The 17860-nt window shown below is 69.4% G+C and carries 16 protein-coding genes; 5 read left to right on the forward strand and 11 right to left on the reverse strand.

What is annotated here, in order from left to right:
- Positions 1-14: 14 nt before the first annotated feature.
- From ABOD76_RS15080 to ABOD76_RS15095, 4 genes are all read right to left on the reverse strand, one after another.
- Positions 15-2093 carry a single-stranded-DNA-specific exonuclease RecJ gene (locus tag ABOD76_RS15080; RefSeq protein ID WP_350242786.1) on the reverse strand — a complete coding sequence of 693 codons (2079 nt, stop codon included), beginning with the start codon at positions 2091-2093 and terminating at the stop codon, positions 15-17.
- The gene (locus ABOD76_RS15085) at positions 2090-2446 is read right to left on the reverse strand and encodes a lipopolysaccharide assembly protein LapA domain-containing protein (RefSeq protein WP_350242787.1); all 357 of its coding nucleotides are present in this window, start codon (positions 2444-2446) and stop codon (positions 2090-2092) included. The genes ABOD76_RS15080 and ABOD76_RS15085 overlap by 4 nt, the downstream gene beginning before the upstream one ends.
- Before the next feature lie 93 nt (positions 2447-2539).
- Complete coding sequence (secD, locus tag ABOD76_RS15090) at positions 2540-4825, reverse strand: protein translocase subunit SecD (protein WP_350242788.1); 2286 nt, start codon at positions 4823-4825, stop codon at positions 2540-2542.
- Positions 4826-4884: 59 nt separating this feature from the next.
- Positions 4885-5226, reverse strand: coding sequence for a hypothetical protein (locus tag ABOD76_RS15095; RefSeq protein ID WP_350242789.1), 342 nt, complete (start codon positions 5224-5226; stop codon positions 4885-4887).
- Between the two features lie 153 nt (positions 5227-5379).
- Between ABOD76_RS15095 and ABOD76_RS15100 the strand changes: the two genes are divergently transcribed.
- The 3 genes from ABOD76_RS15100 (at position 5380) to ABOD76_RS15110 (ending at position 7626) form a co-directional block, all read left to right on the forward strand.
- On the forward strand, positions 5380-6177 hold the full coding sequence (locus tag ABOD76_RS15100; RefSeq protein WP_350242790.1) for a TrmH family RNA methyltransferase: 798 nt from the start codon (positions 5380-5382) through the stop codon (positions 6175-6177).
- Positions 6174-7331: a hypothetical protein gene (locus tag ABOD76_RS15105; RefSeq protein WP_350242791.1), complete on the forward strand. Its 1158-nt coding sequence runs from the start codon at positions 6174-6176 to the stop codon at positions 7329-7331. The genes ABOD76_RS15100 and ABOD76_RS15105 overlap by 4 nt, the downstream gene beginning before the upstream one ends.
- Before the next feature lie 70 nt (positions 7332-7401).
- Positions 7402-7626 carry a hypothetical protein gene (locus tag ABOD76_RS15110; RefSeq protein ID WP_350242792.1) on the forward strand — a complete coding sequence of 75 codons (225 nt, stop codon included), beginning with the start codon at positions 7402-7404 and terminating at the stop codon, positions 7624-7626.
- A gap of 40 nt (positions 7627-7666) precedes the next feature.
- On the opposite strand, the gene ABOD76_RS15115 is transcribed toward ABOD76_RS15110, so the two are convergent.
- From ABOD76_RS15115 to ABOD76_RS15125, 3 genes are all read right to left on the reverse strand, one after another.
- Positions 7667-9892, reverse strand: coding sequence for an ATP-dependent helicase (locus ABOD76_RS15115; RefSeq protein WP_350242793.1), 2226 nt, complete (start codon positions 9890-9892; stop codon positions 7667-7669).
- Between the two features lie 112 nt (positions 9893-10004).
- Positions 10005-10670 (reverse strand): desiccation-associated late embryogenesis abundant protein, encoded by a 666-nt coding sequence (locus ABOD76_RS15120; RefSeq protein ID WP_350242794.1) that lies wholly within the window; start codon positions 10668-10670, stop codon positions 10005-10007.
- Positions 10671-10726: 56 nt separating this feature from the next.
- Positions 10727-11083: a hypothetical protein gene (locus ABOD76_RS15125; protein WP_350242795.1), complete on the reverse strand. Its 357-nt coding sequence runs from the start codon at positions 11081-11083 to the stop codon at positions 10727-10729.
- A 61-nt stretch (positions 11084-11144) separates the two neighbouring features.
- Here ABOD76_RS15125 and ABOD76_RS15130 point away from each other — a divergent pair, with 61 nt between their 5' ends.
- Both ABOD76_RS15130 and ABOD76_RS15135 read left to right on the forward strand, forming a co-directional pair.
- The gene (locus ABOD76_RS15130; protein WP_380129684.1) at positions 11145-12122 is read left to right on the forward strand and encodes a DUF1517 domain-containing protein; all 978 of its coding nucleotides are present in this window, start codon (positions 11145-11147) and stop codon (positions 12120-12122) included.
- Positions 12123-12187: 65 nt separating this feature from the next.
- Positions 12188-13375: a lycopene cyclase family protein gene (locus tag ABOD76_RS15135; RefSeq protein ID WP_350242796.1), complete on the forward strand. Its 1188-nt coding sequence runs from the start codon at positions 12188-12190 to the stop codon at positions 13373-13375.
- Between the two features lie 9 nt (positions 13376-13384).
- Here ABOD76_RS15135 and ABOD76_RS15140 read toward each other — a convergent pair whose 3' ends face one another.
- The 4 genes from ABOD76_RS15140 to ABOD76_RS15155 all read right to left on the reverse strand — a co-directional run bounded on the left by ABOD76_RS15140 (position 13385) and on the right by ABOD76_RS15155 (position 17841).
- The gene (locus tag ABOD76_RS15140; protein ID WP_350242797.1) at positions 13385-13879 is read right to left on the reverse strand and encodes a pyridoxamine 5'-phosphate oxidase family protein; all 495 of its coding nucleotides are present in this window, start codon (positions 13877-13879) and stop codon (positions 13385-13387) included.
- Between the two features lie 103 nt (positions 13880-13982).
- Positions 13983-15236 (reverse strand): MFS transporter, encoded by a 1254-nt coding sequence (locus ABOD76_RS15145; protein ID WP_350242798.1) that lies wholly within the window; start codon positions 15234-15236, stop codon positions 13983-13985.
- Positions 15237-15286: 50 nt separating this feature from the next.
- Positions 15287-16315 carry a cytochrome d ubiquinol oxidase subunit II gene (cydB, locus tag ABOD76_RS15150; RefSeq protein ID WP_350242799.1) on the reverse strand — a complete coding sequence of 343 codons (1029 nt, stop codon included), beginning with the start codon at positions 16313-16315 and terminating at the stop codon, positions 15287-15289.
- Positions 16312-17841, reverse strand: a complete 1530-nt coding sequence (locus ABOD76_RS15155) for a cytochrome ubiquinol oxidase subunit I (RefSeq protein ID WP_350242800.1) — start codon at positions 17839-17841, stop codon at positions 16312-16314. Before ABOD76_RS15155 ends, cydB begins: the two co-directional genes overlap by 4 nt.
- Positions 17842-17860: the final 19 nt, after the last annotated feature.

Here is a 17860-nt window from a genome sequence, read left to right on the forward strand (position 1 = left end):
ACCGCCTCTGCCCCTCAGTCCGCCACGCCCGCCACTTCCACCGGCAGTGCCACGCCCTGCATCTTCAGCGCGGCCTCGGTCCAGCCCTCGTCGCTGAGGTGGCGGTACAGGTGCGCCCACTGCCAGCGCCGGTACGCGGCCGCCTGCGCCGGCGCGCCGCGTTCCCGCCCGGTGTATCCGCCCAGATCGTCCAGCGTGCGCGGCCCCCAGGCAAAACTGACCCGTCCAGTACCGGCCGCAGCTGCGGCCAGCCAGCGGCCCAGCGTGTCTTCCGGCGGCAGGCCATACAGCACCACCTCGCCGCTCAGCCGGGCGTCTGGCCCCAGCAGCTGCACGCCGGGAATGTTCTCGGTCAGGTACTCGGCCACCTTGCCCTCGGCATAGGCGTTGGCGCCCGCCCGCAGGTGCTGCATGGCAGACTTGGGGTCCAGGCGCGGCAGGGAGAGCGAGGACGCCCCCTCACCGGCCAGGTCCAGCGGCGCCGCCGGGCGCAGGCCCTCCAGCATCAGCTCGGTGCGGACCCGGCCCCGGAATTCGTTCTGCTGGATGGTGGCCGCCAGGTCACGCAGGCCGGTCGGCAGCTGCGCCTCGCGGTACTTCACGCCGCGCACGCCCTCCAGCGTGAACTGCAGGGTGCCGGACGTCTTGCCCACCAGCCGGGGCTGCTCCAGTTCGCCGTGCAGGTGCCACAGCGGCGCGGCCATGCCCTCCCCGAACGGCTCGAAGCGCGCGATCTCCTCGGCGAAGGCGGGCGTTACCAGCGACACCGGTAGGCCCGCGTCCAGGGTCAGCAGCGGCACCGGGCGCGGAAACTGCCGGGCGTAGTCGTGCAGCCGCTCGCGCAGCGCCGGATACTGGCCGTCGCGCAGCGAGAAGCCGGCAGCCCCCGGATGCCCGCCGTATTTGTGCAGCAGGTCGGCGGCGTGGTGCAGGCCGCCCACCGCCGAGATGCCGGGCGTGCTGCGGACGCTGCCCTTGCCCTGCGCCACGATGTACACCGGCTTGTGGTACGCCTCCAGCAGCTTGGCGGCCACAATGCCCATCACGCCGGGATGCCAGTCCGGGTGCGTCACCACGATGGCCGGGTCGCTGGGGTCGGCCATTTGCAGCGCCTGCTGGTACATCTGGTCCTGCAGCACGCGCCGGTCGGCGTTGCGCGCCTCCAGATACACCGCCAGCTCCTGCGCGCGGCGGGTGCTGTCGGTGGTGAGCAGCTCCAGCGCAAGGTCAGCCTCGCCCAGGCGCCCGGCCGCGTTGATGCGGGGCGCCAGCACGAACGCCACGTTGCGGGTCGTCATCTCCGCATCCGGCTGGCCGTCCATCAGCGCCCGCAGGCCCGGCAGGGTGGTGCGGCGGAAGCCCTTCAGCCCCGCCTGCACCAGCGCCCGGTTCTCGCCCAGCAGCGGGGCCACGTCCGCGATGGTGCCGAGCGTCGCCAGCGGCGCGTACTGCAGCGGCTCCGGCTCGCCCAGCTCCTCGTGCACCGCCCACAGCAGGTGGTACGCCACGCCCGCGCCGGTCAGGTTGTGCAGCGCCGGGTCGTAGTGGGCCGTCAGTTTCGGGTGCGCCACCAGGCAATCGGGAAAGTCCGGGCCGGGCGAGTGGTGGTCGGTGACGATCACCTCCAGGCCCCGGCTCAGCAGGCTGCGCACCTCCTCCAGGTTGGTCACGCCGCAGTCCACCGTCACCAGTACGTCGCAGGCTTCGGCGTGTTCCTCCACCCGGTCCAGGTGAATGCCGTAGCCTTCCTTGAGGCGGTGCGGAATGAAGCCGTGGACGTTCGCGCCCAGGGCGCGCAGCCCCAGCACCAACACGGCGGTGGCCGTCACGCCGTCGGCGTCGTAGTCGCCGTGGATGCGGATGGTCTTTTCCAGCCGGATCGCCTGCACCAGCCGCCGGGCCGCCTCGTGCAGGCCGGGGTTGGGGGTGAGTACGCGCTCCGGGAACAGGTGCTCGCGGCGCAGGCCACGGGCGTGCAGCAGCTGGGCCAGCGGGGCCGGCACCTCGAATTCGGTCATGGTGCCGAGCAGCTCGCTCAGGCTGGCGGGGGCGGCCAGCTGCCAGCGCGGCACCGTCGGGAGGGGAGTTTTCATGTGGAGAGCACCGTTTCTGGAGTGGAGTCCGGCTGCGTGTCCGGGGTGGGGGCTGCCTGCAGCATCACCGCCTGAAGGGTGGCCTGAAGCCGCTCCTCCGCCTGACGGCGGCGGGTCTGGTCCTGCCGCCGACGCCAGCTGAGCTGCAGATGGCGCGGCAGGATCAGCAGCGCCACATACAGCCCCCCGGCCAGCAGGCTCAGCGCGACCACCGCGCCGGCCGGCAGCACCGCCTCGCGGCCGGCGAACAGCAGCGGCAGCCGCACCGACACCGGGTTTTCCAGCGACACCAGCACGGCGTAGCCGCTGAGGGCCAGCAGCACCAGCACCTGGATCAGCTGAATCACGCGCATGAACACAGTGTAAAGCGGGCGGGGGGTTCGGGCGTGAGGCCAGCGAAAACCGGCCGGGGAAGCGTTCCCCGGCCGGCTTGTCTTGATCTGGTGTTACTGCGCCGGGCCGGTGGCGGCCGTCTTGCCCTTGCGGCCCTCGGCACGCTCCTCGAAGAACACGACCATCGGCGAGACGATGTAGATGCTGCTGTACGTCCCGACCACGATGCCCACGATCATAGCGATGGAGAAGTCGCGCAGCACCGGCCCGCCGAAGATCAGCAGGCTGACCAGCGGGAGCAGGGTGCTGATGCTGGTCATGACGGTGCGCGACAGCGTCTGGTTGATGCTGGTGTTCACGATCTCGCGTGAGCTGCGCCCCCGCATCAGCCGGTGGTTCTCACGGATGCGGTCCGAGACGATGATCGAGTCGTTGAGCGAGTACCCGATCACGGTCAGGATCGCCGCCACGGTGGCGATGCTGAACTCCAGGTGCAGCAGGCTGTAGAGGCCCATCACGATGGCCACGTCGTGGAACACCGCGAACACCGAGCCGATGCCGGTGACGGCGTCGAAGCGGAACCACACGTACACCAGAATCAGGCCCAGGCCCAGCAGCACCGCGTAGATGGTCTGGGTGGTGAGTTCCTGCCCCACCGCCGGCCCGATGGTCTCGGTCTGCTGCACCTCGCCGCCCGGCAGCGCCTGAATGCGGGTGGTCAGCTGACCGACCTCGGCCGTGGTGAGTTCCGGCACCTTGATGCTGTAGCTCGCTCCCTCCACCCCCGGCGTCACGCTGCGCTGGATGGTGCTGTTCTGGGCCGTCACCTTGGCCACGCCGGCCCCGGTCACGGCGCTGCGCACCTGATCCACGTTGGTGGCGGTGCTGGTCCGCACCGTCAGGTTGGTGCCGCTGGTGAAGTCCACGCCGTAATCCAGCCCGCGCACGCCCAGCAGGATGGCGCCCGCCAGCGCCAGCAGCAGGCTGATGCTGGTGACCACCGGGGCGACCCGGATGTAGTTGAACTTCGGCACGCCGATGCGGCGCGGGGCCGAGAAGTCGCGGCGGCGCGCCAGCGCCTGCATCATCCACTTGGCGAACACCAGGTTCGAGAAGGCCGAGGCCAGCACGCCGATGATCAGCGTGACGGCAAAGCCCTTCACCGGACCCGACGCGAACTGGTACAGCGCCGCCGCCGACAGCAGGTGCGAAGCGTTCACGTCCAGGATGGTCAGGGTGGAGTGCTCATACCCGGTCTGGATGCTGTTCTTGATGCCCTTGCCGCGCGCCAGCTCTTCCTTGATGCGCTCGAAGCTGATCACGTTGCCGTCGATGGCCGCGCCGATGGTCAGCACCAGACCGGCGATGCCCGGCAGCGTCAGGGTGGCCCCGAAGCCGCCCAGCACGCCCAGGATGATGATGCTGGAGAACAGCAGGCCCAGCGCGCCCACCAGCCCGAACCACAGGCCGTAGTAGAAGAACAGCATGCAGAACACCAGCGCGATGCCCACCAGCGCGGCGATGGCGCCGCTGCGGATCGCGTCGGCGCCCAGGCTCGGCCCGATGCTGCGCTCGGCGTCCACCTTGATCGGAATCGGCAGCGAGCCGCTGCGCAGCACCAGCGCCAGGGCGCTCGCCTCTTCCGCCGTGAAGTTGCCGCTGATCTGGAAGTTGTTGTACAGCGCCGACTGGATGGTGGCCACGCTCTTGATCTGGTTGTCCAGCACGATGGCCATCAGGCGGCCCACATTCTTGCCGGTGAAGTCGCCGAAGGCGGTGGCGCCCTTGGCGGTGGTGGTCACCTGCACCAGCCAGCGGCCGGTCTGCGGGTCGGTGCCGGCGGTGGCGCCGCCCACGATCTCACCGGTGGCCTGGACCGGCCCCAGGTCCTTGAGCGTGTAGCCGCCGGACCCGGGGTGCTGCTGGGCGACCGTCGCGTCGCCCTTGGCGTTCGGATTCACCAGTCTGAACTCCAGCTGCGCCTGCTGGCCGATAATGCTGCGGGCGCGGGCCTGCACGGCGGGTGTGGCGCCGGGAATCTCCACCACCACGCGCTTGCCGCCGGCCACCGTCACGGTCGGCTCGGTCACGCCCAGCGAGTTGATGCGGTTCTCGATGATGGTCTTGATCTGGTCCAGCTGGTCGCGGCTGGCCACGCCAGTCTTGGGCGACAGTTCGATTCTCAGGCCGCCCTTGAGGTCCAGGCCCAGCGTGATGAACTGATACTGATCGTCCCAGAGCGAGAAGGGCGTCTGGCGGTGCTCCCAGGGTCGCCACACGAACAGCAGGCTGCCGACCAGGACCAGCAGCAGCAGAATCGGGGTCCAGGGGCTGTTCTTGCGCGGCGGGGTGCGCCGGGCATTGGGGCGCTTGCGCGCGTTGGGATTCATCAGGGACATGACACTCCAGTGGAACGGATGGGGGAGGGCGGAACGGGGCGGGGCCAGCAGCCCGCGGTTCAGCCGCCGTCGGTGTTCAGCCGGCCCAGCGTCAGCAGGTCCGGGCGGCGGGCCACGGCGGTCCGGTGCACCGGCAGCGTCAGGTCCGGCCAGCCAGACCCGGGCAGGTGCGCCACGCTGCCGGGCGGTCCCGGCAGCAGCGGCACGCCCGGCTGCGGCGTGGGCGCGGGCCGCAGGTCCGGCAGCACCGGCAGGCTGGCGCTGGCGCTGGGTGGACGGCTGTGGCCTTCCTGGTTCGGCTGCCAGCCGAGCAGCACCGCCAGCAGCGAGAGCAGCGCCAGCAGACCGGTGAAGGTCCGGGGGCGCGGCAACGGCAGCGGTGGCAGGCGGAGGCGGCTCATGGCAGGCTGTTCGGCGCGGCGGCGGCCCCACCGGTCACGGCGGGCGGCGGCGCAGACACTCCACCATAGCAAACCCCTGCCGGGGCGGGGCGGCCCGGCAGCACAGTGGGGGTGGTCCGGCGCGGCGCAGCGGCGTGCTTCATACTGGGCGCAATGCTTCAGACGGAAACCATCACCTCGGTCCACAACCCCCAGCTCAAGCGGCTGGTCCGGCTGCACCATCGCCGCGACCGTGAACGCGAGGGGGTGTGGCTGATCGAGGGCGCCCGGGAGGTGCAGCGGGCGCTGGACGGCGGGCTGTCGCTGCAGATGCTGTACCTGTGCCCGGAGCTGTACAGCGACGAGGGCCGCGCGCTGGTGCCCCGGATGCCCTCGCCGCAGACGCTGGTGGCCCGCCCCGCGTTTGAGCGGGTCAGCCACCGCGAGAATCCGGACGGGGTGCTGGCCGTGTGCCTGACCCCGCAGCCGTCGCTGCCGCCGGTCGGGCCGGACGCGCTGGTGCTGGTGCTGGTGGGCCTGGAGAAGCCCGGCAACCTGGGCGCCCTGCTGCGCACCGCCGATGGGGTGGGCGTGGACGCGGTGCTGCTGACCGGCAGCGGCACCGACCTGGGCAACCCCAACGTGATCCGCAGCAGCCAGGGCAGCGTGTTCACCCAGCCGGTGGCGGCGCTGGAGGCCCAGGCGGCGCTGACGTGGCTGCGTGAACACCACTTCGTGCTGGTGGCCTGCACGCCGGAGGCGGAGCAGCCGTACTGGTCGGCCCCGCTGACCGGGCGGGTGGCGCTGCTGCTGGGCAGCGAGCACGACGGGCTGCCGCCCGAGTGGCGTGAGGCCGCCGACCTGCGGGTCAGCATTCCGATGCGGGGTCAGGCCGACAGCCTGAACGTCGCCACGGCCGGCGCGCTGGTGCTGTACGAGAGCTTGCGCCAGCGGCAGGGGCGCGGCGGATGAGCGAGGTCTACCGGAACTGGCTGCGCGAGCAGCTGAGTGCGGTACTGGACCCGGCCGAGGCGGAGCTGCTGGTCCGCCGATCGGTGCAGCGGCATGGCTGGGGCGGCACACACGTGTTCGGTCCGCGCGAGGTGGTGACCACCCTGCAGGACGTGTATGTCCAGCTGCGGCAGCGTCTGGGCGAGGCCCAGGCTGACCGCTGGGTGGAGCACACCACCTCGGAGCTGTACCGCTTCATGGCGCAGGTGCCGCCGCCGGACGAGGCTGCCCCAGCGGCGGCACCTGCCGTCACGGTGCGCTGGGGCCGCCGCGCCCACGACCTGCCGCTGCTGCTGGCCCGGGTGAATATGGAGGCGGCGCAGCACGCCCTGGAAACGGTTCACGCTACACCGGAGCTGATGCGGGTGCCGGGGCTGCTGCGGGCCGCGGAGTGGGACGTGCAGACGGCCCGGGCCGAACTGCGCCGCTGGGAGGCCGAGGAGCGGCTGGCAGCCCTGCAGGCGCAGCATTCCCGCAGCGAGCTGGCCGACGAGCTGCGCAGCGCCCAGGCCCAGGAGCGGCTGCAGGACCTGACGGTCCGGGCGCTGGAGGGTGAACTGGCATTTGAGCGGGCTGCCCAGCAGCGCGGCAGTCTGCCGTCGGGCAGCAGTGGTCTGGAGACCCAGCTGGCCCATCAGCGGCTGCTGCTGGCGCAGACGCGGGGCTTTCTGGCGGCGTTCAGTTCCCTGACCGCGGACATGCCCACCTCACCGCCGCAGGATCAGCCCTTCATGGCCGGGTCGCCACTGTTCCGGGTGCAGCAGGCCCGGGTGGGGGGCACAGCGCTGGCGGAGCAGCTGACCTCACTGGTCCCGCAGGCGCGCGTCGCCCCGTCCGCCCTGACCCGGATCGAGGACGAGGTGGCCTCGCTGCTCCACGACACGCTGGAAACGGCGCGGCGGCATCAGGCGCAGTTCACCGAGCTGCGGGCCAGAAGTCAGCTGCTGGAGCAGCGGTTGAGTCAGCTGTCCAGTGAACAGCCGGATCCGCTGCTGCTGGCCCGCGTTCAGGTGGACGTGCAGCAGACCGGCGCGGCCATCCGGCTCCACAGCGACCACCTGCTGGAGGCGCTCAGCGTGCTGAACTCGGTGGCGGAGCTGACCCGGCAACGCTGACCCCGTAATATGAACACACCAATCAGGTGAGACATGAACTTTTCACCCGCAGCTTCGGTACACTGATCTCATGATTCGTCACCTCAGCGACACCCGCACGGCGGAAGGCCGTGTCCGGTTTCTGCTGCAGAACGGTCAGGTGCTGCTCAGTGCAGAGGGGCCCGGCTGGACCCATCAGTCCACCCACCTGACGCTGGAGCGGGCAGCGCTGCAGGTGGCGCTGTTGCCGCAGGTGTCGCAGGCGCTGTACGAGTCGGCCCTGAGCGAACTGGAGCGTCAGGCACAGATGGAATAGAACACCGGCCCGAACAGGGCCGGTGGTTGCTCTGGGTGGCTTACGCGCGGCTGAGGCTGGCGAACTTGACCAGCAGTTTCTTGGTGCCGGCCGACGCAAAGTGGACCGTCACCTCCTGCCGGTCGCCCACACCCGCCACCGCCAGCACCTGTCCAGCCCCGAACTTGGGGTGCGTGACCTGTTCGCCGCCCCGGTAGGCCAGCTCGCCGGTCAGCGGACTGGTGTTCTTGACCGCGCTGGGCGCAGTGGGCCGCGCCGGAACGGTCGGGCGGTAGTCGCGCCAGGTCTTCTGGCGGTACTCCTGGGCCTGACCGTACTGGTCCACCGTGTCGAAGCCGCCCTGAATCTCTTCCAGGAAACGCGAGTCCTCGGAGGAGTTGGTCTTGCCGTACTGCATGCGGTTCTGGGCCGCCGTCAGGAACAGCCGTTCCATCGCGCGGGTGATGCCGACATAGAACAGCCGCCGCTCCTCCTCGATGCCGCCCGGTTCCACCAGCGAGTTCTTGCTGGGCAGCAGCCCCTCCTCGGCGCCCACGATGAACACCGCCGGGAACTCCAGCCCCTTGGCGTTGTGCAGCGTCATCAGCGTCACGCTGTCCTCCGGCACGTTCTTGTTTTCCTGCTTGGCGCGCATGTCGTCCACGCTGGACAGCAGCGCCGCGTCGTCCAGGAAGTCCTGGATGGTGCCGCCCTCGTGCTCCTGGGACCACTCCTCGGCGGCGTTTACCAGTTCCTCCAGGTTCTCCAGCCGCACCGCGCCCTCCTGCCCCTCCTGGCGCAGCAGGTCCACGTAGCCGCTCGACTCGATGGCGTAGCGCAGGAAGCCGCCCGGTGAGTAGACGTCGGCGGCCTCCGCGAACGCCTGCATCAGCCGCGCAAACTCCACCGGCTTGCTGCCGCCCCGGTCCAGAATCTCCTCGCCGTGGGCGCAGGCGGCCAGCAGGCTGGTGCGGTTGATCTGCGCCCACTCGGCAAGTTTCGCCAGCGCCGTGTCCCCGATGCCGCGTTTGGGCCGCCCGATGATGCGCCGCAGCGCCACGTCGTCCGAAGGGTTGATGCTCAGACGGGCATACGACAGGATGTCGCGGATCTCGCGGCGGTCGTAGAAGCCCACGCCGCCCACGATCTTGGCCGGAATGCTGCCCCGCCGCAGGCTCTCCTCGATCACGCGCGACTGGGCGTTGGTACGGTACAGGATGGCGATCTCCGAGAACTTGCGGCCCTCGTGGTGCAGCCGCGTGACCCATTCGGCCACGAAGTCGCCCTCGCCGCGGTGGTCGTTGGCCCGGTGGAACATCACCGGGTGGCCGTCCTCCTTGACCGGTTTGAGGGTCTTCTCCAGCCGCTCGGTGTTGTTCTCGATCAGCTGGTTGGCCAGCCCCAGCACCCGCGCCGAGCTGCGGTAGTTGTGCTCCAGGCGGTACACGCGCGCGTCCGGGTAGTCCTTCTGGAAGTCCAGGATGTTCTGGATGTCGGCGCCGCGGAACTTGTAGATGCTCTGGTCCGGGTCGCCCACCACCAGCAGGTTGCGGTCGCGGCTGGCCAGCAGCCGGGTCAGCTCGTACTGGGCCTTGTTGGTGTCCTGGTACTCGTCCACGTGAATGAACACGGCCCGGTCCTGCACCCGCTCCAGCACGCCCGGCACCTCCTGAAACAGCCGCACCGTCTCGGTGATCAGGTCACCGAAGTCGATGGCGTTCTGGGCCTTCTTGCGCGCCTCATAGCGGCGGTACACCTCGGCCGCCGCTTCCTTCGGGACGCCGGAGATGTAGCGCTCGGCCTGCCGCTCCAGTTCACCGGGGCTCAGCAGGTTGCTCTTGGCCCGGTCCAGAATGCTGCGCAGCACGCGCGGGTTGGTGTCGGGGCCGATGCCCGGCACGGTGCCCATTACCTCCTTGAGCACGTCCAGCTGATCGTCGTCGTCGTAGATCACGAAGCCGCGCCTCAGGCCGATGTACTCCCCGTAGGCGCGAAGAATCCGCACGCCCGCCGAGTGGAAGGTGCTGATCCACAGCCGGTCGGCGCCCTGAATCAGGTGGCTGGCCCGCTCGCGCATCTCGGCGGCGGCCTTGTTGGTGAAGGTCACGGCCAGGATCTGGCCCGGGTCCACGCCGTAGTGCTGGATCAGGTGGGCGATGCGGTAGATCAGGGTGCGGGTCTTGCCGCTGCCGGCCCCCGCGATCACCAGCGCCGGGCCGCGAAAGTGGTCGGCGGCCTCCGCCTGATTGGGGTTGAGTTGAGAGAGGAGATCACTGCCGGAAGTCACTGAGGCATTCTAGCGCGGCGGCGGTATGTTTTTGGCGTAACGGCACATGCGCCACACGCAAGTGGCCACCTCCAGCAGTCTGGAGGTGGCCGCCCGACGAAGAGTGCGGCGCTCAGGCCTTGGGCTTGTCCGGTCCCTGTGCGGGCTTGGACGCCGCGTCGGTGGACTTGCCCGGGGTGGCGGTCTCCTTGGCTTTGTCCTTCGCCTGCCCCAGCTGTGCCTGGGCCGCGGCTCCGGCCTCCTTGGCCTTTGCCTGGGCGGCGGACTCCACCTGCTGGCCCTCTGCCTTCGCCTCACCGGCCACCTGCCTGGCCGCCCCCTGAGCCTCCTTGGCCTTGTCCTTGGCGGCGTCCAGCTGCGGCTGGACCGCGTCCTTCACCTGCGCGCCCTGGTCCTTGGCGCTGTCCGCCGCGTCCTTCGCGGCGTCGCCCGCCTTGTCGGCGGCGCCGGCCACCGCCGTCTTCACGTCGTCCGCCGCGCCCTTGGCGGCCTCCACCGCGCTGCCCACGCCATCCTTGGCGGCCTCGCGCACCTCGCCGGCCTTGTCGGCCAGCACGGCGCCGGCGTCGCGTGCAGCGTCACGGGTCTTCTGCCAGCTGTCCGAGGCGGTGTCGGCCACCGTGCGCGCGGCGTCCGTGACCCCCAGCTCCTCCAGCTTGCGGTTCAGCAGCGCCCGGTTCTGCTCGCGGCTGAAGTAGTACACCGCCGCGCCGATGATGGTGCCCAGCAACAGGAAACGCTTGACTGGAAAGCGGTGCTCGGGTTCAGGTTCAAACATCCTTTCAGCGTAGACACGCCGTTCTCATGTGGGGTGAGCAGGGCTTTAGGTCTGTTTCAGTCTCCTGCCGGCAGCAGGCCCAGCCGCCGGGCCAGCGCCTCCGAAATGATCCACTCGCCGTCGTGCTCAATGTGCATCAGCACGCAGCCGCGCTCAAGATAGAAGTCGCGGATCAGGGCCCAGGCGCTGTCCTCGTCGGCGGCTTCCATCTCCAGGTCCTCCAGCGTGCCCCACACGTCGCCGTCAATGTCCTCGCTGTTCAAGGCCTCGGCGTGGCCACTGAAGATGTAGGCGTCCACCTTCTCATCGAGCGGATACTCCACACCCGGCTCGCGCCGCTCCAGGCGGTCGTCACGTTCGTACAGGCCGGCCAGAAACGCCTGCCACTGCTGCTCACTCAGATGCACGTCCATACCGGCAGTCTAGAGCGCGGGCCGGGAACCATCGCGCCCCGCACACCATAGACTGGGCCATATGTGGCAATCCAGGCTCCGGATGATCCTTGTGGCGAGTGCGGCAGCGGTACTGATGTGGGGCAGCCTGGGTGCGGCGCAGTCGGGCGGCGGCTTCGGCGGGCGGTCCGGCGGCTCCAGCTCCGGTTCCAGCTCTGGGGGCGGCTACAGCGGGGGCGGCGGCTACAGCGGCAGCCGGGGCGGGAGTTACGGGGGCGGGTACTCCGGCGGCGGATATTCCGGCGGTGGGTACGTTCCGATTCCGGTGGGGCCCGGCTATGGGTACGGCTACGGCGGGGGCGGCGGCTTCGGGCTGGGCGGCATTGTGCTGGTGGTGCTGATCATCGGCGGGGTGATGCTGTTCATGCGCCGCAGCATGAGCGCGGGTGGCGGCGGGACCGGGCTGGCCGGAGCGCTGGGCGGCACCGGGACCGCCCAGGCGCTGATGGTCCAGCTGATCTTCACCGAGGGCGACGACGTGAAGCGGGCGCTGCAGCAGGTGGCCCAGAGCGGCGACCCCGACACCAACGAGGGGCTGGCCCAGATGCTCACCGAAGCTGCCCTGGTGGCGCTGCGCCACCCGGAGCGCTGGACCTACGGCAACGTGGAACGCGCCCAGGGCACGCCCGCCTCGGCCGACGCGCAGGTGGGCAGCTGGGCCACCCAGGCCCGCGCCGCCTTCACCACCCAGACCACCAGCAACTACCAGAACAAGGACGTGCACAGCGGCTACGCCCACAGCGCCGACTACACCTTCCAGAAGGACGTGGGCGACCTGTATTTGGCCCTGACCATCGCGGTGGCGGCGCACACCCTGCCGGGCATGCCACCGGCGGGCGCCACCGACGCCGCCGAGGTCCGGGCGGCCTTCCAGGCGATCAGCAGCTTGAATCCCGGCGACCTGATCCGCGCCGAAGTGGTGTGGAGCCCCGATGCCGAGGGCGAGTTCCTGAGCGAGGACGAGGCCATCCAGAAGTACCCCCGGCTCGGCAAACTCTGACGTGGGGCGGCCCGGACTGTACCTTCCCTGACGGCCCCGCCCGGGCCGCCTGCTAGTCTTCCGGCGTGTCCACCCCCCGCTACGACGACATCATCCTGGGCGGCGGCGCGGCCGGGCTGAGCCTGCTGTACCACCTGCGCCGGGCGGGGCTGGGCGAGCGCCGGGTGCTGCTGATTGACCGGGGTGACGGTGCCGGGCTGGAGCGCACCTGGTGTTACTGGGAACGTGGCGACGGTCCGTACGAGGCCGCGCTCAGCCGCACCTGGTCGCACGTCTGGCTCAACGACGAGCAGCAGCTGCGCCGGCTGGACATCCGGCCCTACCGCTACAAGCTGCTGGAAGGCGGCGCCTTCGGGGCGTGGCTGGCGCCGTGGCTGGACCACCAGCCGCACCTGACCCGGCTGAGCGGAGAGGTTCAGCGGGTCGAGACCGTGCCGGGCGGCGTGTGCGTGTGGGTAGACGGCCAGCCGCACCACGGGCGCTGGGCCTACAACTCGCTGGGCGGTGTGCCCGCTCCGCAGCCCGGCTACCATCATCTGCTGCAGCACTTCCGCGGCTGGGAAATCGAGACGCCGCATGCTGCCTTTGACGCCGGGGCCGCCACCTTCATGGATTTCCGGGTGCCGCAGGGGGGCCCCGGTGACCTGCGCTTCGTGTACGTGCTGCCCCGGGACAGCCGCCGGGCGCTGGTGGAGTACACCGCCTTCAGCCCGGAACTTCTGCCGGTGGCCGACTACGACGCTGGCATCCGGCATCACCTGGACGCGGTGCTGGGCCTGTCCAGCTACACCGTGCACCGCACCGAGCAGGGCGTGATCCCCATGACCGACCAGCCGTTCCCGGTGCGGCGCGGCCGGATCATCCAGATCGGGACGGCAGGCGGCATGAGCAAGCCCTCCACCGGCTACACCTTCCAGCGCATTCAGCGGCACTCGCGTCAGCTGGCCGGGCAGCTGGCCCGCCGCGGTCACCCGCTGCTGCCGCCGGGCGGGTCCAGGCGGCACGCCTGGATGGACAGCGTGATGCTGCGGGCGCTGGCCACCGGACAGGAGGGACCGGCCTTCTTCGGCAGCCTCTTTGACCGCAACCCGGCCGAGCGGGTGCTGCGCTTTTTGGACGAGTCGAGCCGCCTCTCCCAGGACTTGGCGCTGATGCTGACGGTAAATGTGCCGAGGTTCGTGCGGCTGGGCCTGGAGGTGACGTGGCGTGACCAGAAAGCGGCGCGGGAGAGCTCGCTCCCGCACCGCGTCTGAGCCCAGCCGTTACAGCTTGACGGTCTCGTTGGTGCCCATGTGGCCGGCCGGCTGCCCGGTCACGGCGGAGCGGGCCATCTTGTACATAGTGCGCACCCGGCCCTCGCTCTCCCAGTACTCGGCGCCGTCGGCCTCCACCTTGATCAGCTGGATGTTCGGGTCGTCGATGCCCTCCGGGAAGTAGGCCTTGTAGAAGTCGGTCCACAGCTCTTCCAGCTTGGCGCGGTCCTCGATCAGCTGACCGCGGCCACTCACGCTCACGTAGTTGTTCTTGGCGTCCGAGTAGCTCACGTTGACCTGCGGGCGGCTGCGGATGTCGCTGACCGTCTCGGTGTCCCGGCCGCCGATGAACCAGATGTCGCCGTCGAACTCGGCCTGCTGGGTGGTCATGGGCCGGGCACGCAGGCCGCTGTCGTCGGCCACGGTGGTCAGCATGGCAAATTTGATGTCCTTGATGATGGCCGCGATGTGCTGGATGTTCTCTTCGCGCGTCAGTTCACTCATGGAGGCATCTGAGCACCGGCCGGGCCCACCTTCTGCGAGGCATCCCACCGGATAAAGGTCAGATGCAGGTCCGGTAACGGTCGTCTTCAGCCGGCGAGGCCGCTCACTTCAGGTTTTTCACCCGCTGCACCAGCACCACGCCCAGCAGAAAGAAGGCGGCCGCGATGCCGAACACCAGCGTGTACCCCAGGTTCGGCTGCAGCGCGTTGCCCCAGTCGAGCAGGCGGCCCTGCGGGGTCTGGGCCAGCTGCGGCGCCACGAAGGCCACGTGCCAGATGCCCATGTCGCGCCCGAAACTGCGGCGGCTGGGCATCGCGTCTGAGCCGAGCGCCCAGTCCACGCTGGTGAAGGCCCCGAAGCCCAGCCCGAACACCAGCGCCAGCAGCAGCACGCCTCCAAAGGGTGGTCCGAACAGCAGCAGGATGGCGGCAGCGGCCATCACGCTGCCGGCGAAGAAGATCACCGGCTTGCGGCCCAGCCGGTCCGAGAGCTGCCCGGCCAGCAGGGTGCTAGCCACCCCACCTACGATGATGGCGAGCAGCATCACGCTGCTGGCGGTCACGGCGTTGCCCAGGTTCAGCCCGAACAGCCGGAAGCGGCCGATCACGTCGTGCAGGTAGTACTGCAAAAACGGCTGCACGCTGTACTGACCCAGCGAGAACAGCGCCCGCGTCACGAACACCCAGAAGAAGGCGTTCTGGGCGAACAGCTGCAGCCAGCCGAGCCGGGGCGCGGTGTCGGCCGGCAGCTCCTGGCGCGGCGGCTCCGGCACCCGCAGAATGGTCACTAGGGCGCTGAGGCCCAGCACCACCGCCACCAGCACGAAGGCCAGCTCGCGCGGCACCACCGCCGTGCCCACCAGCGCGCCCACCACGCCGCCCAGCAGCTGGCCACTGAGCTGCAGCAGGCCCATCACGCCGCTGTAGCGCCCGCGCTGCGCCGGGGCCACGTACTCGGGAATCAGCGCGCTGTAGGGCGCGGTGGCGAAATTGTTGCCGAACTGCACCAGCAGGAAGCCCAGCAGGTACACGTTGAATCCGGCGCGCAGCCCGAAACCCATCACCAGCAGGCCCGCCACGTTGGCAGCCACGCCCCAGCGGATAAAGGTGATGCGCTTGCCCACACGGTCGCTGTAACTGCCCACCAGCGGCGGCAGCACCAGCGCCACCACCGCGCCCAGCCCGCTGAGCAGGCCCAGGTAGGTGCCCTTGTGCGCGCTGCCCACCAGCCGCTCGATGTCGGCTGGCATCAGGATCAGCAGCAGGAGCAGCCAGTGAAAGGCGCTGCCGAACCAGAAACTGGAGAGCGCCCAGGGGCTGACGCGCGGCAGGGACGGCTGAATTGTGGGGGCGACCATGTGAGCCCGAGTATACCGGGCCGCCGGTCAGCGGGCGGTGCGCGGCCGGCTCAGTAGCCTTCCTCCAGCCGCCCCGCGTCCACCCGTACCCGCTGCCGGAACACGTAATAGTTCCAGACCTGATACCCGATGATCAGCGGCAGGAAAATCACGCCCACGATGGTCATCAGCCGCAGGGTGTACGGCTGGCTGGCCGCGTTCTGCACCGTCAGGTCGAACTGCTGGCCCAGGGTGCTGGGCAGCACCCGTGGAAACAGCCCCAGGAACACGGTCAGGGTGGAGAAGGCCACCGTCAGGCCGCTGGCCAGGAACGCCAGCCCGTCCCACTTGCGGGTGAGCGCCACCCAAATGCTGCCGAGCGTGATGGCCGCCGCCACCGGAAACAGCCAGCTGGCCAGGCCGAAGTTCTGAAAGAGCCCCTCGCGCACGTAGCCCAGATACACAAAGGCCAGCGTGGCCACCGTGGCCAGGAAGCCCCAGAACAGGGCAGCCTGTCGGGCACGGGCGTGCAGTTCGTCGCCCTTGTGCAGCCGCAGCAGCAGGAAGGTCGCGCCGTGCAGCATGAACAGCAGCAGGGTGGCGGCTCCGCCCAGCAGCGAGAACAGGTCGAAATAGTCACGCAGGCTGCCCTGGAACTTGCCGGCCGTCCCGATCGGCAGGCCGCGCACCAGGTTGGCCATCACCACGCCCCAGAAGAACGCCGGAATCAGGCTGCCCACGAAGCTGGTCACGTCCCAGAACACCCGCCAGCCGGGCCGGTCAATCTGCGAGCGGAACTCGAAGGCCACGCCGCGCCCGATCAGGGCCAGCAGAATGAGCGCGAAGATCGGATAGATGCCGGTGAGCAGCGCCCCGTACCACAGCGGGAAGGTGGCGAAGATGGTCCCGGCGGCCAGGATCACCCACACCTCGTTGCCGTCCCAGAACGGACCGATGGTGCCGATCATGGCCTTGCGCTCGCGCTCGTTGCGGGCCAGCAGCGGGCGCAGCAGGTCCACGCCGAAGTCGAAGCCCTCCAGGAAAAAGTAGATGGTGAAGCTGACCGCGATGATCCAGAACCACAGGTCCGCGAGCGTCATGCCTCACCGCCGTCGTAGCGGGGAGCCGGCAGGCCTTCGGCTTCCACGTCCGGCCGGTGCAGGCCGGCGGTGGCGGTGCGGGTCAGCAGGAACACGTCCAGTCCGATCAGCAGCAGGTACACGATCCAGAACGACACCAGGCTCACCAGCACCACGCCGGGGGCCAGCGGACTCACCGCGTTGGCGGTCAGCAGCTGTCCCTGCACGATCCACGGCTGGCGGCCCATCTCGGTGGTGATGAACCCGCTGAAGTTAGCAATATGCGGAATCAGCGGCATGAACAGCAGGCCGGTCAGGTACAGCGGCGCGCCGGTCAGGCGCCCCTTGCGCCACAGCCACAGCCCCCACACCACCATGCCCAGCATCAGCAGGCCGCAGCCGACCATGATCCGGAAGGCCCAGTACACCGGCCAGACCGGCGGAATGTAGTTGCCGGGACCGTACTTGGCCTGGTACTCCTTCTGCAGGTCGTGCAGGCCGGTCACGCCACCGGTGGGGCGGTTGTAGGCCAGGATCGAGCCCACGTAGGGAATTTCCAGGTTGAACAGGTTGCGCCCCTCGCGGTTGCTGGGCAGCGCGATCAGACTCTCGGGCGTCTGGCCGGTGGTGGTGTCCCAGATGGCCTCGAAGGCCGCGAACTTCATCGGCTGGTCCCGCCGGGCACTCTGGCCCTGCAGGTGGCCCACCGCGATCACCCCGAAGGTCCCGATGGCCGCGATGACCAGCCCCACCTTCATGGCCGCCAGGAAGTGGCCGCGCTCACTGGCATGCTGCTGACGGCCCGCCTGATCGTCCCCGGCCTGACGCAGACCCTGGGCGTTGTGCTGCGGGCCCCGGGTGGTAAGCGGGGTCTGCTGCGGGCGCGGGGTGTGGGTACGCACCGTGCGCTCCCCGCGCCGCAGGTGGTAGGCACTCACGCCCAGCACGAAGAAGGCCGCGATGGTGAGCCCGGCGAACCAGATGTGGAAGAACCACGACCAGCCCTTGGGGTTGGTCATGACGGCCCAGAAGCTGGTCATCAGCGCCTGTCCGTTCACCACCTCAAAGCCCACCGGGTGCTGCATCCAGGCGTTGGCGATGATGATCCAGAAGGCGGAGATGGTGCTGCCGACCGCCACCAGCCAGATGCTGGCGAGGTTGGCCCACTTCGGCAGCCGGTCGCGGCCGAACCACCACAGCCCCAGGAAGGTGCTCTCCAGAAAGAAGGCCATCAGCACTTCCAGCGCCAGCGGCACCCCGAAGATGTTGCCCACGAAGTTGGAGAAGCCGGCCCAGTTCATGCCGAACTGGAACTCCTGCACGATGCCGGTCACGACGCCCACCGCGAAGTTGATCAGGAACAGGTGGCCGAAGAACTTGGTCAGGTCCTCGTACAGCTGGCTCTGCCGGGCGTAGGCCAGCGTCTGGAACACGGCGATGGTGATGGCCAGCCCCACCGTGAACGGCACGAAGAAGAAGTGGAAGATGTTGGTGGTGGCAAACTGGAAACGCGACAGATCAAGTGCGGTGAATCCCAGGGCATCCATGAAACCTCCCGGCACCGTG

The sequence above is a fragment of the Deinococcus sonorensis KR-87 genome, assembly GCF_040256395.1.
Classification (GTDB): domain Bacteria; phylum Deinococcota; class Deinococci; order Deinococcales; family Deinococcaceae; genus Deinococcus; species Deinococcus sonorensis.

Bases quoted from the DNA above. Each gene is read 5' to 3' on its own strand.
- ABOD76_RS15080 (WP_350242786.1), bottom strand. From the start codon at position 2,093: ATGAAAACTCCCCTCCCGACGGTGCCGCGCTGGCAGCTGGCCGCCCCC.
- ABOD76_RS15085 (WP_350242787.1), bottom strand. From the start codon at position 2,446: ATGCGCGTGATTCAGCTGATCCAGGTGCTGGTGCTGCTGGCCCTCAGC.
- secD (WP_350242788.1), bottom strand. From the start codon at position 4,825: ATGTCCCTGATGAATCCCAACGCGCGCAAGCGCCCCAATGCCCGGCGC.
- ABOD76_RS15095 (WP_350242789.1), bottom strand. From the start codon at position 5,226: ATGAGCCGCCTCCGCCTGCCACCGCTGCCGTTGCCGCGCCCCCGGACC.
- ABOD76_RS15100 (WP_350242790.1), top strand. From the start codon at position 5,380: ATGCTTCAGACGGAAACCATCACCTCGGTCCACAACCCCCAGCTCAAG.
- ABOD76_RS15105 (WP_350242791.1), top strand. From the start codon at position 6,174: ATGAGCGAGGTCTACCGGAACTGGCTGCGCGAGCAGCTGAGTGCGGTA.
- ABOD76_RS15110 (WP_350242792.1), top strand. From the start codon at position 7,402: ATGATTCGTCACCTCAGCGACACCCGCACGGCGGAAGGCCGTGTCCGG.
- ABOD76_RS15120 (WP_350242794.1), bottom strand. From the start codon at position 10,670: ATGTTTGAACCTGAACCCGAGCACCGCTTTCCAGTCAAGCGTTTCCTG.
- ABOD76_RS15125 (WP_350242795.1), bottom strand. From the start codon at position 11,083: ATGGACGTGCATCTGAGTGAGCAGCAGTGGCAGGCGTTTCTGGCCGGC.
- ABOD76_RS15130 (WP_380129684.1), top strand. From the start codon at position 11,145: ATGTGGCAATCCAGGCTCCGGATGATCCTTGTGGCGAGTGCGGCAGCG.
- ABOD76_RS15140 (WP_350242797.1), bottom strand. From the start codon at position 13,879: ATGAGTGAACTGACGCGCGAAGAGAACATCCAGCACATCGCGGCCATC.
- ABOD76_RS15145 (WP_350242798.1), bottom strand. From the start codon at position 15,236: ATGGTCGCCCCCACAATTCAGCCGTCCCTGCCGCGCGTCAGCCCCTGG.
- cydB (WP_350242799.1), bottom strand. From the start codon at position 16,315: ATGACGCTCGCGGACCTGTGGTTCTGGATCATCGCGGTCAGCTTCACC.
- ABOD76_RS15155 (WP_350242800.1), bottom strand. From the start codon at position 17,841: ATGGATGCCCTGGGATTCACCGCACTTGATCTGTCGCGTTTCCAGTTT.